Origin of the sequence: Chryseobacterium sp. WLY505, from assembly GCF_030846215.1 — a bacterium.
Classification (GTDB): Bacteria; Bacteroidota; Bacteroidia; order Flavobacteriales; family Weeksellaceae; genus Chryseobacterium.
Window position 1 is genome coordinate 233,222 of record NZ_JAVCWI010000005.1, and the last position, 14,561, is coordinate 247,782.

At 38.0% G+C, this 14,561-nt stretch carries 11 protein-coding genes; all 11 read left to right on the forward strand.

Annotated elements, in window-relative coordinates:
• Positions 1-107 precede the first annotated feature (107 nt).
• The 11 genes from RAH34_RS13075 (at position 108) to RAH34_RS13125 (ending at position 14,478) form a co-directional block, all read left to right on the forward strand.
• Positions 108-503, forward strand: a complete 396-nt coding sequence (locus tag RAH34_RS13075; RefSeq protein WP_306596429.1) for a hypothetical protein — start codon at positions 108-110, stop codon at positions 501-503.
• Between the two features lie 182 nt (positions 504-685).
• Complete coding sequence (locus RAH34_RS13080; protein WP_114819841.1) at positions 686-982, forward strand: hypothetical protein; 297 nt, start codon at positions 686-688, stop codon at positions 980-982.
• Positions 983-1,117: 135 nt separating this feature from the next.
• Positions 1,118-2,617 carry a GH3 auxin-responsive promoter family protein gene (locus RAH34_RS13085; RefSeq protein WP_306596430.1) on the forward strand — a complete coding sequence of 500 codons (1,500 nt, stop codon included), beginning with the start codon at positions 1,118-1,120 and terminating at the stop codon, positions 2,615-2,617.
• Between the two features lie 69 nt (positions 2,618-2,686).
• Positions 2,687-3,049 carry a hypothetical protein gene (locus tag RAH34_RS13090; RefSeq protein ID WP_114819839.1) on the forward strand — a complete coding sequence of 121 codons (363 nt, stop codon included), beginning with the start codon at positions 2,687-2,689 and terminating at the stop codon, positions 3,047-3,049.
• Between the two features lie 92 nt (positions 3,050-3,141).
• Complete coding sequence (locus RAH34_RS13095; protein WP_306596431.1) at positions 3,142-4,377, forward strand: MFS transporter; 1,236 nt, start codon at positions 3,142-3,144, stop codon at positions 4,375-4,377.
• 303 nt (positions 4,378-4,680) lie between these two features.
• Entirely contained in the window at positions 4,681-5,286 is a 606-nt protein-coding gene (locus tag RAH34_RS13100; RefSeq protein ID WP_162800875.1) for a M48 family metallopeptidase, read from the forward strand.
• 165 nt (positions 5,287-5,451) lie between these two features.
• Positions 5,452-7,524, forward strand: a complete 2,073-nt coding sequence (locus RAH34_RS13105) for a T9SS type B sorting domain-containing protein (RefSeq protein WP_114819836.1) — start codon at positions 5,452-5,454, stop codon at positions 7,522-7,524.
• A 100-nt stretch (positions 7,525-7,624) separates the two neighbouring features.
• Complete coding sequence (locus RAH34_RS13110; RefSeq protein WP_228411925.1) at positions 7,625-9,772, forward strand: T9SS type B sorting domain-containing protein; 2,148 nt, start codon at positions 7,625-7,627, stop codon at positions 9,770-9,772.
• A gap of 156 nt (positions 9,773-9,928) precedes the next feature.
• Entirely contained in the window at positions 9,929-11,518 is a 1,590-nt protein-coding gene (dnaB, locus tag RAH34_RS13115; protein WP_114819834.1) for a replicative DNA helicase, read from the forward strand.
• A 59-nt stretch (positions 11,519-11,577) separates the two neighbouring features.
• Complete coding sequence (gene rnhA / locus RAH34_RS13120) at positions 11,578-12,054, forward strand: ribonuclease HI (RefSeq protein WP_114819833.1); 477 nt, start codon at positions 11,578-11,580, stop codon at positions 12,052-12,054.
• Positions 12,055-12,219: 165 nt separating this feature from the next.
• Entirely contained in the window at positions 12,220-14,478 is a 2,259-nt protein-coding gene (locus RAH34_RS13125) for a T9SS type B sorting domain-containing protein (RefSeq protein WP_306596432.1), read from the forward strand.
• Positions 14,479-14,561 lie beyond the last annotated feature (83 nt).

The following is a 14,561-nucleotide window of genomic DNA, read 5'->3' on the forward strand; positions in this document are numbered from 1 at the left end:
CTTAATTTTTTACAATTTTATCTAATAACTTGTTAAAAAAAATCAACTATTTCCCCATGGCATAATGTTTGGCATTTACCCATAACCAAACATTTAAGAATAGTATTATGAAAAAAGCAATTAGAATCTTAGGAGTTATGATGCTGTTAGTATTCACAGCATTATCTTTTTCGTCATGCAGCAAAGATGACGACCCTGTAAACAATGAATTTTTTGCCGGAACCTACAAAGGAAAGGTTTCTTATAATGATGGTGGTTCCACCAACATCAGCACAGATGACGGAAGTGTGTTTGTAACAAAGATTGCGAGCGGCACCAAATACAATTTCGCGTTCTCCAACAGTATCCCGGATCTCAACGGAATAGAGTTTAATCAGGAAGGAGATCATACGCTGGTGATGATTGGTTCTACAGCAACCTCTTATATCAGAATTGACAATAATGTCTTAAAAATTCTATACGTCAAGGATGGCAAAACGTGGACAGCCAATTGTACGCGCTAGCCATGTCTATTTATATATTATGCAAGCCTGTTTCCTTTTCCGGAGACAGGCTTTTTCATTGGCACTGAAGCGGTTTTAATTTTTTTTTAAGCTGTAATAAACTTTAGTTAAGTTTGAAAATCCCATTTTTTTAGCCTGCTTTTTGTATATCTTTATTCAACAAAAAACAAACAATACTTCTTATGAAAAAATTCTTATCTGCAATGTCTCTGATTCTTGGATTAGGACTTGCCACTGCTCAGCAGACTGCTCCCGCTACAGGTGCTACTGCACACCCGCCTGTAAAAGCAACTACAGCAAAAGCTGCTAAACCAGCTGAAGTGAAAGCTGCAAAACCGGCAATGGATGCTAAAGCAGCAAAACCTGCACAACCGGCTGCCAAAATGAAAAAAGACGGCACTCCGGATAAGAGATATAAAGAAAACAAACATCTGAAAAAAGACGGTACTCCTGATAAAAGGTACAAAGCCAACAAATAAGCATAACATTAACATATAGTTGTTATTTTCATAATCAAATTTCGAAAAGCCGGTGGAACCTGTTCCATCGGTTTTTTTATGTGAAGCTTCGTAAAAAATGATTCCAGATTCTTTACTTATTTATAAATTTGACCCATGTTAAACTTCTTCAAGAAAAATGCAGCGCTGATCTGGGCAAAAAAACATGTTCAAAAAGCAGAGGATTTCAAAAAAAATGCGGAGAAAAACCAGGAGGACTTACTACTCTCTCTGGTGAATACAGCTCAAAAAACACTTTTTGGGCGGGAACATGATTTTGAAAACATTCATTCTGTAAAGGAATTTCAGGACAAAGTTCCCGTAGCAGACTATGAAGATCTGAAACCTTATATTGAAAGAGTAAAAAAAGGACAGGCCAATATTCTATGGACGGAAACTCCGGAGTATTTTGCCAAAACTTCGGGAACCACTTCAGGATCTAAATATATTCCGATTTCCAAGGAGGGAATGCCTTTTCAGATTGCCGGAGCTCAAAGTGCTTTATTTCATTATATCAGTAAAAAGAATAACGCAGATTTTGTGAATGGAAAAATGATTTTCCTTCAGGGCAGTCCGGAACTGGAAGAAGTATTTGGGATAAAAACCGGAAGACTTTCCGGTATTGTAGCCCATCATATTCCTAATTATCTTCAGAAAAACCGTCTGCCAAGCTGGGAAACCAATATTATGGAAGACTGGGAAGCCAAAGTAGATAAAATTATTGAAGAAACGGAACATGAAAACATGACGCTGATCTCAGGAATTCCCCCATGGCTGATCATGTATTTTGAGAAATTGACAGAAAAGCACGGTAAAAAGATCAAGCAGCTATTTCCCAATCTTCAGCTTATTGTTACCGGAGGTGTCAATTACGAACCTTACCGTGATAAAATGGAGGAGCTATTGGGAGGTAAAGTAGATATTGTTCAGACTTTCCCTGCTTCTGAAGGTTTTTTTGCTTTCCAGGATGATTATACTCAAGAAGGATTACTGTTATTGACCAATCATGGAATTTTCTACGAATTCATTCCTTTGGAAGAATATGGTAAGCCTCATGCAAAAAGATTAACGTTACGAGAAATAGAGCTTCATAAAGATTACGCATTGATTCTTACCACCAATTCCGGGTTATGGGCTTATTCTATTGGAGATGTTGTAAGATTTATCAGTAAAGATCCGTACAGGGTTTTGGTAAGCGGGAGAACCAAACATTTCACCTCTGCATTTGGAGAACACGTGATTGCTTTTGAAGTAGAGGAAGCTATGAAAGCGACTCTTGAAAAATACCCCGCTCAGATCACAGAATTCCATCTGGCTCCGCAGGTAAATCCGGCTGAAGGACTCCCTTACCATGAATGGCTGGTTGAATTTGAAAAAGAACCCGAGCATCTGGAAACATTCAGAGATGAACTGGATCAACAGCTTCGGGCAAGAAATACGTACTACGATGATCTGATTTCGGGAAATATTTTACAAAAGCTACAGATCACCAGACTTGCAAAAAATGCTTTTCATGAATATGCCAGGTCCCAGGGAAAATTAGGCGGTCAAAACAAGACTCCCAGATTGGCTAACGACAGAAAGATTGCAAATCTCTTAGAAATTTACAAACTTTAATCATATTTTTTCAATTCCGAAAACGTATATTCGAAAAAAATTATAAATTTGAAAAACTAAAAGAAAATAATGAAAGCATCTGTACTGTTGAAATCGTCTTTACTAACATCTTTATTTGTTATTACATCTTGTGCTACTACAAAATACAGCGAAGATATTTCAAAAAACAACTACTCTAATCTTGAAGCCGGAAAAATATATAAAGTAACTATGAGAGACGGGTCTCCGAAGCAGACCATCTTATTCAGAAACGTCGTTGGTGAAAATATTGTAGGCACAGCCGGTAAAAAAGACAGTACAGAAGTAATTATTCCTAAAGCCAATGTAGCTGCTGTAAAAGACAGAAGAAAAGCAAGAATTGCAGCAGGAGCTACGATTATCGGAGCAGCAGGTGTTGCAGCTATCGTGTTGAGTTCTTCAAGAGCTGACTAAAATAGATTTTATCTTTTGAAATATATTTAATATATCTTTCAGAAATTGTCATATGAATAGCCCTAAATAAATTTTTAGGGCTATTTTTGTTCATGATTTCCTTTACCCCGTTACAAACATTACAAAATATTGAGTTCAGAAATCTTCTTACCGGGAGATTTTTTATTGTTTTAGCTTTCAGAATGCTTGCCACTTTACTTGGATGGTGGGTATATCAATTAACAAAAGATCCTTTTTCCATAGGCCTTATCGGACTTTCAGAGGTAATTCCTGCGGTAAGCTGTGCGCTGTATGCCGGGCATGTTATTGATATGAATGAAAAAAAGAGACTGCTCCTTATCTGTAATTATGCGTATATTTTTCTGATCGGGCTTCTGCTGATTCCCGCATTCTTTAATGTGGAAATGCATTTTACAGGTCATCAGATTACCTATTATATTTATGGAGTTATTTTTTTCACAGGGATAGCAAGAGCCTTTATCGGTCCTATTGTTCCTTCCATGATTCCTAAAATTGTAAAGAAGGAAAACCTTCCGAATGCCGTAACACTGAACCAGGCTACTTTCCTGATCTCTTCTGTTTGCGGACATGCCATTGGAGGGGTTCTTATTGGATTTATCGGTGTAAAATGGACTCTGGTTGCTATCTTAACATTAATATTTGTTGCTTCATTATTTTTCTGGCAGCTGCACAAACAGCATTCAGAATACAAAAAGGAAACGGTAAACGTAGTAGAAAGTATGCGCGAAGGAATTTCTTATATTTTTAAAACTAAAGAAATTCTGGGAGCATTATGCCTTGATATGTTTGCAGTACTTTTTGGCGGAGCAGTAGCTATGATCCCTGTATTTGCAACAGACATCCTGAATTCAGGAGCTGAAGGTTTCGGTTTACTGAATGCTGCTTCGGACATCGGTTCCATGTGTATCATCACTATTTTATCCATTGTTCCGCTTCGCAAAAATCAGGGAAAAATTCTTCTTGTTGTTGTTACCGGATTCGGTCTATGCATTATTGGATTCGGACTCTCAAAATTATACTGGCTGTCTTTCATGTTCCTGGTGATGAGCGGAATGCTGGATGGAATTTCCGTAGTTATCCGGGGCACCATTGTACAGTTAAAAACCCCTGACCACATCAGAGGGCGTGTTCTGAGTGTAAATTCAATTTTCATCATGTCCAGCAATGAAATGGGACAATTCGAAAGTGGGCTGATGGCTAAACTACTGGGAGTTGTACGCTCTGTAGTATTTGGAGGCTGTATGACCGTTTTAGTGGCCCTTGTTGTTGGAAGCACCAATCCTAAACTGAGAAAGATGCAATATTAACTCACTGCTTATCAGTCTATTTAAAATCTGACACAAAAAAAATCAGAATTCGAAATACTTAAAATCAGAATAGAACGTTTTCTATTCTGATTTTTGTTTTATAACTGTTTTTTAAAAATTTATAAAAGAATTAAACCTTAAATATTCATCAAAAGCACCAATATCTTTACGATCTCCACATAATACAACCAAAATAAGAAAATACAATATTTAAAACCAATACATTACTTTCATTAAATATATCTCAAAATCTTTAATTTAACGTTAATAATTTTTTATATTTGCTTCATAAAATATCCCCCTATGACTAAACTTTTACTAATTTTGAGCTTTCTCATGACAGGTTCTCTGATGAATGCTCAATTTTTTTCAGATCAAACCCTACAACAAACTGTTTTGCAGCTCAATAATGCTCAAACAGAAAATGACTATGATATGCTTTTTTCTAAGTTTTCAGAAGCTAAAACTTCAGAAAAATGGCAGGCTAATTATTATGCCGCAGCTGCCTTATACCTTAAAACCAATTTTCTTTTAAAGAACAGCCCGAACAGTCCCCTTGGAGAATCTAATGAGTCTGCAAGAAAACTGGCAATGCAGGCCCTTGCTTCAGAAAAGAATAACGGAGAAGTAAATGTTCTTCTTGCTCTTATTCATTTTCAAAAAATAAGGATAAAAACAGCTGCAGACCCTCAAAAAGAGTTAAAAACAGCTACGGGTTTTATGGCAAAAGCAGAAACAACTTTAAAGAACAATCCAAGACTTTCTTTTTTAAAAGCTGAAATAGCTGAAAAGCAAGGAAACAAGACAGAAGCTATAAAGTTCTATCAAAAAGCAGCCAAAGAATTTGAAACATCAGACGCTTCATCCACTTCACCTCATTGGGGGAAACAGCTGATCGGAACAAATTAACAGTAAGAAAATGCATGATCTCCCAGTATATTGGGGCGATCAGTTTTTTTTTGATATGAAACAAAAATTCATTGATGTTGAGAGCAACATTATTTTGTATCGATAACAAGCAGCATTTTTTAGTAATAAAAAAACTTTTACTATTTGTCTTTAAAATTAATTCTCATGAAAAAAACATTACTTGTTTTCTTAATCATATTTTCACATATTTTATTTGCACAATCAGATTGCGGTACTGCAATGGCAGTTTGCGGTAACTCTGATATTTCATATACACCAGGTGGGCATGGAGACATTGCAGAAGATCTGGGCGGATGTTTAACTTCGGACGAGAAATACTCTGTATGGTATTCTTTTACCATTGCCACAGGTGGAACCCTTACTTTTGAGATTATTCCCAATGACCAGACTGACGATTATGACTTTGGGGTTTATGGTCCGAACAAATCTTGTGGAAACCTGGGAACTCCGATTCGTTGTTCTTACTCAGGACAAAGTGGAAACACAGGTCTTAATATGACCGCTACAGATCTTAGTGAAGACGCTACAGGAGACAAATGGGTAAAATACATGGATGTACTGCCTGGCCAGACTTACTATATCATCGTAAACAACCACAGAGAAACAGCGAATGGATTTAAATTGTCCTGGGGCGGAACGGCTACGCTGTCATCCCCGTTTACCGATCCGAATATACAGCCTCATCCATTTATCCCTCCGGGAATTCCGGGCGCTAACCCTGCTGACCCGAGAGAAGTTGTGATCTGTTCAAATCCTGCAACTTTTGATTTTGCATCATTATCTGCAGGAATTCTTAATGGGAACCCTAACTTCAACATTAGCTACCACACAAGTCAGAATGATGCTTTAACCGGTAACAACCCTCTTGTTGGCCCTCAAACAGTTACTCCTGTTGGTGTTTATTTCTACAGTATCAACTATACTGATCCTACTAATCCTGACAGCCCGATTAACAAATGCAGACAGACAGGTAAATTTAAGTTTAAAGATGGTACCATCAAAGCTACCAACGTTACACTAACAAGCTGTAATAATAACAATGCAGGTACAGCAACATACGACCTTACCACTGCAGCGGTTTTTGCTGACCCTACGGCAACTAAAAAATACTATTATACTTTATATGATCTGAATAACTCAATTAATGAGATTACCAACATCTATCAGTTTGTTTCTGCTGAAGGTAAAATATATGTAAAGGTAACTTCTGTGTTCGGATGTAGTGATATTGCAGAAATTACGCTTAAATTCTATCCACAGATCATTGCAAAAGATGCAGAATTAAGATCATGCTTTATTGAAGCGAATCCTTCCACAGCTTTATTCAACCTTGATAATGCTGCTGTAATAACTCCGCAGGCAGGTATTACAAAAAAATACTTCCCTTCATTGACTGACGCAGTGGATGGAACCAACGAGATCCTAAATGCTAATTATATTGCACCAAGCGGTTTGGTATATGTAAGAGTATCAGACACTAGAGGATGTTATGTTGTGGTAAAAATCGGCTTAACAGTAATTGCTCCGGTAACATCCAATGTTCTGAAAGACAAAATCATCTGTATGGAAGACACTACTACTTTAGATGCCGGACCAGGATTCAAAAGCTATGAATGGAGTACCGGAGCTACAACACAGTCTATCAAAGACGTAGGAGTAGGCGTTTACTGGGTAAAATTAAAAACGGGAGAATGTGTTGCCACTCAAAAAGTAACCGTTTATCCTTCTGAGCAGCCAGTTGTAACCAATATCGATATTAACAATACTACATTGACAATCAATGTTATTGGAGGAACTCCTGATTATCAGTATTCAATGGATAAAATTTTATGGCAGCCGTCTAATGTATTCTCCAATGTAGCAAGAGGAACTTATAAAGTGTATGTAAAAGATGCTTACGACTGCGAGCCTATTGAAGTGAACGTAGTAGTTCCTAACCTTATCAATATGATTACTCCAAACGGAGATGGTGTGAATGATGTAGTAGATTATTCTGCTATGGCAGACAAACAGAATCTTATTTTGAGTATCTTTGACAGATATGGAACAAAAATCCACCAGGGAGACAAATCCAACGGTTACAAATGGGATGGCAAAATTGGTGGCAAGAATATTCCAACAGGTACCTACTGGTATTCTGTAACATGGAATGAGAATGACAAGAAGAACACTCCTTTCAAGTTTTCAGGTTGGATTGTTGTAAAAAACAGAGAATAAAAACTCCACAATAAAAAAAGCCGCTTTGGCGGCTTTTTCTTTTACAAATAATGATAAAAATTTATTGATTTCAAGTTTGTTTAACAAAAAAGTTTTAACAATGAAAAAAATATTACTTCTTTTTATTTTATTGATAGCCCAAATGGCCTATTCACAGTCAGACTGTGTCACAGCAATTCCCATCTGTGGTAATTCTGACATTTCATACACCCCTTCAGGCCCGGGGAATATTATAGAAATTCTTAACCAAAACGGAGGATGCCTCAGCACCAATGAAAGATATACAGTTTGGTATACTTTCACTGTATCCACACCAGGAACGCTGGCATTTAAAATAAAACCTAATGATCAGGGTGATGATTATGATTTTGCAGTTTACGGGCCAACAACTAATGGCTGTGCTTCATTGCAGAATGCTGATCACGTATTCATACAGCCCATAAGATGTAACTATAGTGGTACTCCGGGAGACACCGGACTTGATCTTACTCTTGCTCCCCCTGCTGTATTCCCCACCAATCCGCCAGGTGTCACATCCAGTATGAACAATGGCAAATGGAGTCCTTATATGGATGTATTGGTAGGACAAACCTATTATCTGGTTATTGACAACTTCAGTAGATCCGTTAATGGTTTCTCTTTAGAATGGTCAGGAACTGCAAGCTTAAGCTCTGCATTTAATGATCCTGTTCTTTCTCCTAATCCATTTATTGCGCCGGGTATTCCGGGAGCTACTCCTACTGATCCTAATCAGGTGATGGTTTGTGCGCTGCCTACCCAGTTTGATTTTACAACGCTATCTGCAGCGATTATTAATGGTAACAGCCCGAATTTCAAAGTTACTTATCACAAAACAACCAACGATGCCCTTACAGGACAGAATCCTCTTACAGTAACTACTGTAGACGGAACCACCATCTATTATTACAGAATTGTATACCAGGATCCCACCAATCCAGGCAACCCTATCAACGGATGTTTCATAACCGGGAAATTCAAATTTGTCAATGTGGGAATCTCAGCCAATACAGCCACTTTGTACTCCTGTAATAACAACGGAGCCGGTACTGCAAAATATAATTTAACAACAGCTAATGTATTTGGAGGAACTGGAGCAACCATTAAGTATTACGAAACGGCAGCAGACATGAATGCAGACGTTAATGAAATTACAGATCCTACCAACTATGTTTCTGCTGAATCTACAATCTATGCAAAAGTAGTATCTTCTTTCGGATGTATTGCAACTACTACAATCAGATTATTATTCTACCCATCAGTTGTACTGAAAGATGCTGTACTCCAAAACTGTTACATCGATAATGATGTGACCCGTTCAACTTTTGATCTTTCAAAAGCAGATATTGGCGTACCTGTTCCAACACCTACGGGAACCATCATTAAGTATTACACCACAGTAGCCGATGCGAAAGCACAGACAAATCCTATTATAGCAGCGTTAAACTATCTTTCAGAAAGCAAGACAGTATACGCAAGAGTAGATAATGATAAACAATGCTATTCAATTGCCAAGATAGAACTGATTGTGTTACCACCTGTAAAATCAGCAGTATTAAAAGATAAAACGATCTGTGCTGAAGCCAAAACCTCTTTGGATGCAGGACCTGGATTTGTAAGCTACGAATGGAGCACGGGCGAAACTACACAATCTATCAACAACGTAGGAGTTGGGGTTTATTGGGTAAAACTTCAGACCGGAAAATGTTTCACACTTCAGGAAGTACGTGTACACGCAAGCCTTCAGCCAGTGGTTTCAGGAATCGAAATTACCAACAACAACATTACGGTAACAGCTTCAGGAGGAGTTCCTCCTTACAAATATTCTATTGATGGTGTTAACTGGCAGGATTCTAATATATTCACAGGACTTCCTAGAGGAGAGAATACAGTATATGTAAAAGATACTTACAACTGTACTCCAATTCAGGTAACCGTAACAGTTCCTAACCTTATCAACGCGATTACTCCAAACGGAGATAACGTAAATGATGTTATTGATTACTCAGCATTAGCTTACAAGAAAAACCTGATCTTCATTGTGTATGACAGATATGGAAACAAACTTCATGAAGCTAACAAAATGAATAACTTCACCTGGGACGGAACCGCCTTTGGTAAAAAAATTCTAACCGGAACTTACTGGTATACGATCTCATGGAATGAAAACAATAAAGACAATACCGAAACCAAATATTCAGGATGGGTATTGGTAAAAAATAAAGAATAAGTTTTTACTTCATCTTTTTGAAAAATCACCTCAGACAGAGGTGATTTTTTTTTATCAACAAGAGCAATCTCCTGTTTACAGCATTTTACGAAAGACTGCTAATAATTTGTTGAATACTATTTTTTTATTATTTTTTAAATAAACTATCTTTGCACCATGGCGCAGAAAGAAACATTATCATCCCTGACACACGGAAACTTTGCAAAAGAATTGTCTATTGCGGATGGAAAAATGCCTCCCAATGCAGTGGATTTTGAAAGATTGGTTATCGGAACTTTTTTGATTGACAAAAAAGGTCTTGACCATTCCATTGACCTTCTTACTCCGGAGGTATTTTATGATCCCAGACATCAGGTCATCTTTTCTACTATCCTGAAATTGTATGAAGGCAACCACCCGGTAGACTTAATGACAATTATTCAGGATCTAAAAAAAGAAGACAAACTGAGTCAGGCAGGAGGTGATCATTACATCATTGATCTTACAATGGGAGTAAGTTCATCTGCCCATATCGAATATCACGTACGTGTTATTCTTGAAAAGTATATTTTAAGAAGCCTTATTAATGTTTCTGCCAATGTTATTGATTCTTCCTACAAAGAATCAACAGATGTTTTTGAACTTCTGGATAAAGCAGAACAATCTTTCTTTGAGATTACCAACGGAACGATTAAGAAAGGATTCGATACTGCCAACTCATTGGTAAAACAAGCCATTGATACCATTAAATCTTTAAAAGATAAACAAGGTCTTTCCGGAGTTCCTTCAGGATTCAGAGATGTGGATAAGGAAACCGGTGGATGGCAGAACTCTGACCTTATCATTATTGCAGCCCGTCCGGCAATGGGAAAAACAGCATTCCTGCTTTCCATGGCAAGAAATATTGCAGTAGGGCACAAAATCCCTATGGCACTGTTCTCTCTCGAGATGGCTTCCGTACAGCTTATCACCAGAATGATTGCTTCCGAAACAAGAATCTCTTCAGAAAAATTAAGAAAAGGAACCCTGGATGATGAAGAATGGCAAAGATTATTCTCCAATGTATCCGAATTGGAAAATGCTCCTTTATATATTGACGAAACCCCTTCCCTCTCCATATTCGACTTCCGTGCAAAATGCCGAAGATTGGTAATGCAGCATGGAGTAAGACTTATCATGGTCGACTACCTTCAGCTGATGACCGCAGGGAGCAGCAGCGGAAAAGGAGTTGGAAACCGTGAACAGGAGATTTCCATGATTTCACGTTCATTAAAAGCGATTGCAAAAGAACTTAACGTACCGGTAATTGCCCTGTCCCAGCTTTCAAGAAGTGTGGAAGCCCGCCCTGGAAAAAGACCTCAGCTTTCAGACCTGAGGGAATCCGGAGCAATCGAGCAGGATGCGGATATCGTATCTTTCATCTTCAGACCGGAGTATTATAAAATTACAGTTTGGGATAATGACGAGGAAGGACAGGAAACTTCTACCGAAAACCAGGCCGAACTGATTATTGCAAAACATAGAAATGGTGCTACAGCAGATGTAAGATTATCATTCCTGAAACATTTTGCAAAATTCGGTGATATTGAGGCGGCGCTTGACGGTGGTGCCGGAGGAGGATATCCTTCCAACTTCGGAGAGCCGAGTGGATTCGACAAGATCAAAACAACGATTCAGCCAGGAGCAGCATTTGATCTTCCGGATAGTTCAAAACTTTCAGGGTCTTCAATGAATGACTTTGATGACGATGACGACTTCCCTTTTTAAGCAAAGACTAAAATTCAGTTCAATTTTACGGTCAATATATCAATTATTAAAAAGCAGATTTGAGAATCGAAATTTATACGGACGGAGCTTGCAGCGGAAACCCGGGAAAAGGCGGATATGGAATTCTTATGCGCGTTCCTGAAAAAAATTACCAGAAAACATTTTCAAAAGGATTTCGAAAAACCACCAATAACAGAATGGAACTTCTGGCGGTCATCACTGCATTGGAAAAACTGAAATCTACAGAAAATGACATCCATGTGTACACCGACAGCAAGTACGTATCGGATGCGATTAACCAAAACTGGATTGCAGGATGGATCAAGAGAGGATGGAAAAATGTAAAAAACCCTGATCTCTGGAAAAAATTCGTTGAACTTTACAATAAACATACCCCAAAAATGCATTGGGTAAAAGGTCATGCCGGACATTTTGAAAACGAACTTTGCGATAAATTAGCCGTAGCAGCAGCCAGTTCCTCAGATCTCGAAATTGATACCTATTTTGAGAGTTTGGATAATAATTCCTTATTTTAATTTAATTAATACAAATAAGGAATCACCTCAACAATATTCACCATTATATCATAATAAGCAGGATTTTTTTAAAATATTATTAAAATTTAAGCAAGATTAACATTAAATACATATTATTTAATTGGGATTTAATATCTTTACATATTAATCTAAGTCCCATTATAAATGAATAAAAATCTATTATTGTATTTATCTGTTTTCTTACTCTGTATAGCTGGGAAGTCCTTCGCTCAGACTTATCAGCTTATCGGAAACCCGGTGAACACTACCGGATGGACGATGGTCTCCCCTACTCAGGTAAACACAGATTTTATTCAGCTGACCCCGGATACCAACAACCAATCCGGTTCCATCAGACTGAACGATCCCATCAATTTAAAATATTGCGACAAATGGAGAGTGGAATTTGATTTCAGGATGGATTCCAATCAAACCTCCAACGGAGATGGAATTGCCTTCTGGTACCTTGCCAATCCTCCGGTAGCCAGCGTATTAGGCTCAGGCCTTGGAGTATCTCAAAATGCTGTAGGACTTGTAGTAGGACTTGACACTTACAACAATACCACAACCGCTACCATGAGTAAGGTGCACGTTGGTTATGGACTGGTTCAAAATACTACTGACAGCAATAATGTCGAATTTTTTAATGTTCCCGGAAGTTCTTTCCACTCACCAGATCTGAATACTACACAACCTTTTCAGGGAACAACCTTTAAACACGTTGAAGTAACGGCGCAGGTAGATCCTGCAGCTCCTACAAGCTGGATTATAAAAATAACAATAGACGGTAATGTAATTTGCAATCAGTCTTTTGCGCCTTCAGGTGCTGCCGCAGCAATGACTGTAGGATATTTTGGTTTTTCAGCTTCTACAGGAGGTGCAAGATCCAGACATTCCATTAAAAATGTAAAAATTTATACGGATAAAGTTCCTATTTTACAGGATTCAGCAACACAGTCGTTCTGTCCTAATCCTACCACCGGATACGGATCAGTAAACCTGACTACTTTCAATTCACAATTTGTCAGCAACCCTTCCAATTATACATTTACCTATTATCCGTTTGGAAGTTCTACACCTATTGCTAATCCGAACAGTTATCAGTTCAATGCTAACTCAACAGTAACAGTTGTTATTAAAGATAATGCAGGACTACTGTGTGATAACCCGGATGGTAAAATTTTATTGGTTCTGGCCCCTTTCAAAGCAGAAGACAAAACGATTACGGTATGTAATAATAACAAAGCAGGAACAGCAGCTTTCAATCTGAATACAGCAGCTGTCACCAATGTTCCGGGAGTTACAAAAAAATATTATAAAACGCTGGCAGACCTCAACGCTGATACAAATGAGATCCAAAATCCTGACAATTACCTATCTGCTCCAGGAGCCGTTTATGTAAAAGTAACCACTCCTCAGGGATGTACAGGTTCAGCAAAAATCACCCTTGCATTCTATCCGGACACTCCTGTGAAAGAAGCTATACTAAGATCATGTTTCATTGAAAATAATATTACGAGTGCTATCTTTAATCTGACAGCTGCAGATGTTACCACTTTAGGAGCAGGCGCTGCCAAAAAATACTACACATCCATCGCTAATGCCTTAGACGGCACCAATGAAATCATGAATCCGCTTCAGTATTTATCTACAAGTACTGCAGTGTATGCAAAAGTAACAGATGCCAACGGATGCTTTAATATTGCTAAAATCAACCTTATCGTATTACCACCGGTAACCTCTTCTGTCCTGAAAGACAAAATCATCTGTATCGGAGAAAAAACAGATCTGGATGCAGGACCTGGATTTGACGGATACGAATGGAGCACAGGAGCAACAACTTCATCGATTAAAGATGTAGGAGTAGGTCCTTATTGGGTAAAACTGAAGACCGGTAACTGCATCACTACACAGACTGTCAATGTAAAAGCATCTGCAAATCCTGTGATTTCCAGCATTGATATCGACAACAACACCATCACAGTAAATGTAGCAGGTGGAACACCTCCATATCAGTTTTCTCTGGATGGAGTGAACTGGCAGCCTGGAAATATATTCACAGGGTTAGCAAGAGGCGAAGTAAGAGTGTATGTAAAAGATTTTTACGATTGTACACCTGTTGAAGTTCAGATTACTGTTCCTAACCTCATTAACGCTATTACTCCAAACGGCGACAATGTAAATGATTTCATTGATTATTCAGCACTGGCTTACAAGAAAAATCTGATATTCATTGTCTACGACAGATATGGCAACAAACTGTACGAAGCCGGAAAAATGAGAAACTTTACATGGGACGGTACAGCTTCCGGTAAAAAAGTTCTTACAGGAACTTACTGGTACACCATTTCATGGAACGAAAACAACAAAGACAATACTGAAACCAAATACTCAGGCTGGGTATTGGTGAAGAACAGAGAATAAATTTTAGTATCAGAAACTACCTCATTTGGGGTAGTTTCGGTATTAAAAACAGAATTTGCCCAATCAGAGATTGAGACCAGATA

What these genes read in the sequence shown, in the direction of transcription:
- RAH34_RS13075 (WP_306596429.1), top strand. Translation starts at nt 108, where the DNA reads ATGAAAAAAGCAATTAGAATCTTAGGAGTTATGATGCTGTTAGTATTC.
- RAH34_RS13080 (WP_114819841.1), top strand. Translation starts at nt 686, where the DNA reads ATGAAAAAATTCTTATCTGCAATGTCTCTGATTCTTGGATTAGGACTT.
- RAH34_RS13085 (WP_306596430.1), top strand. Translation starts at nt 1,118, where the DNA reads ATGTTAAACTTCTTCAAGAAAAATGCAGCGCTGATCTGGGCAAAAAAA.
- RAH34_RS13090 (WP_114819839.1), top strand. Translation starts at nt 2,687, where the DNA reads ATGAAAGCATCTGTACTGTTGAAATCGTCTTTACTAACATCTTTATTT.
- RAH34_RS13095 (WP_306596431.1), top strand. Translation starts at nt 3,142, where the DNA reads ATGATTTCCTTTACCCCGTTACAAACATTACAAAATATTGAGTTCAGA.
- RAH34_RS13100 (WP_162800875.1), top strand. Translation starts at nt 4,681, where the DNA reads ATGACTAAACTTTTACTAATTTTGAGCTTTCTCATGACAGGTTCTCTG.
- RAH34_RS13105 (WP_114819836.1), top strand. Translation starts at nt 5,452, where the DNA reads ATGAAAAAAACATTACTTGTTTTCTTAATCATATTTTCACATATTTTA.
- RAH34_RS13110 (WP_228411925.1), top strand. Translation starts at nt 7,625, where the DNA reads ATGAAAAAAATATTACTTCTTTTTATTTTATTGATAGCCCAAATGGCC.
- dnaB (WP_114819834.1), top strand. Translation starts at nt 9,929, where the DNA reads ATGGCGCAGAAAGAAACATTATCATCCCTGACACACGGAAACTTTGCA.
- RAH34_RS13125 (WP_306596432.1), top strand. Translation starts at nt 12,220, where the DNA reads ATGAATAAAAATCTATTATTGTATTTATCTGTTTTCTTACTCTGTATA.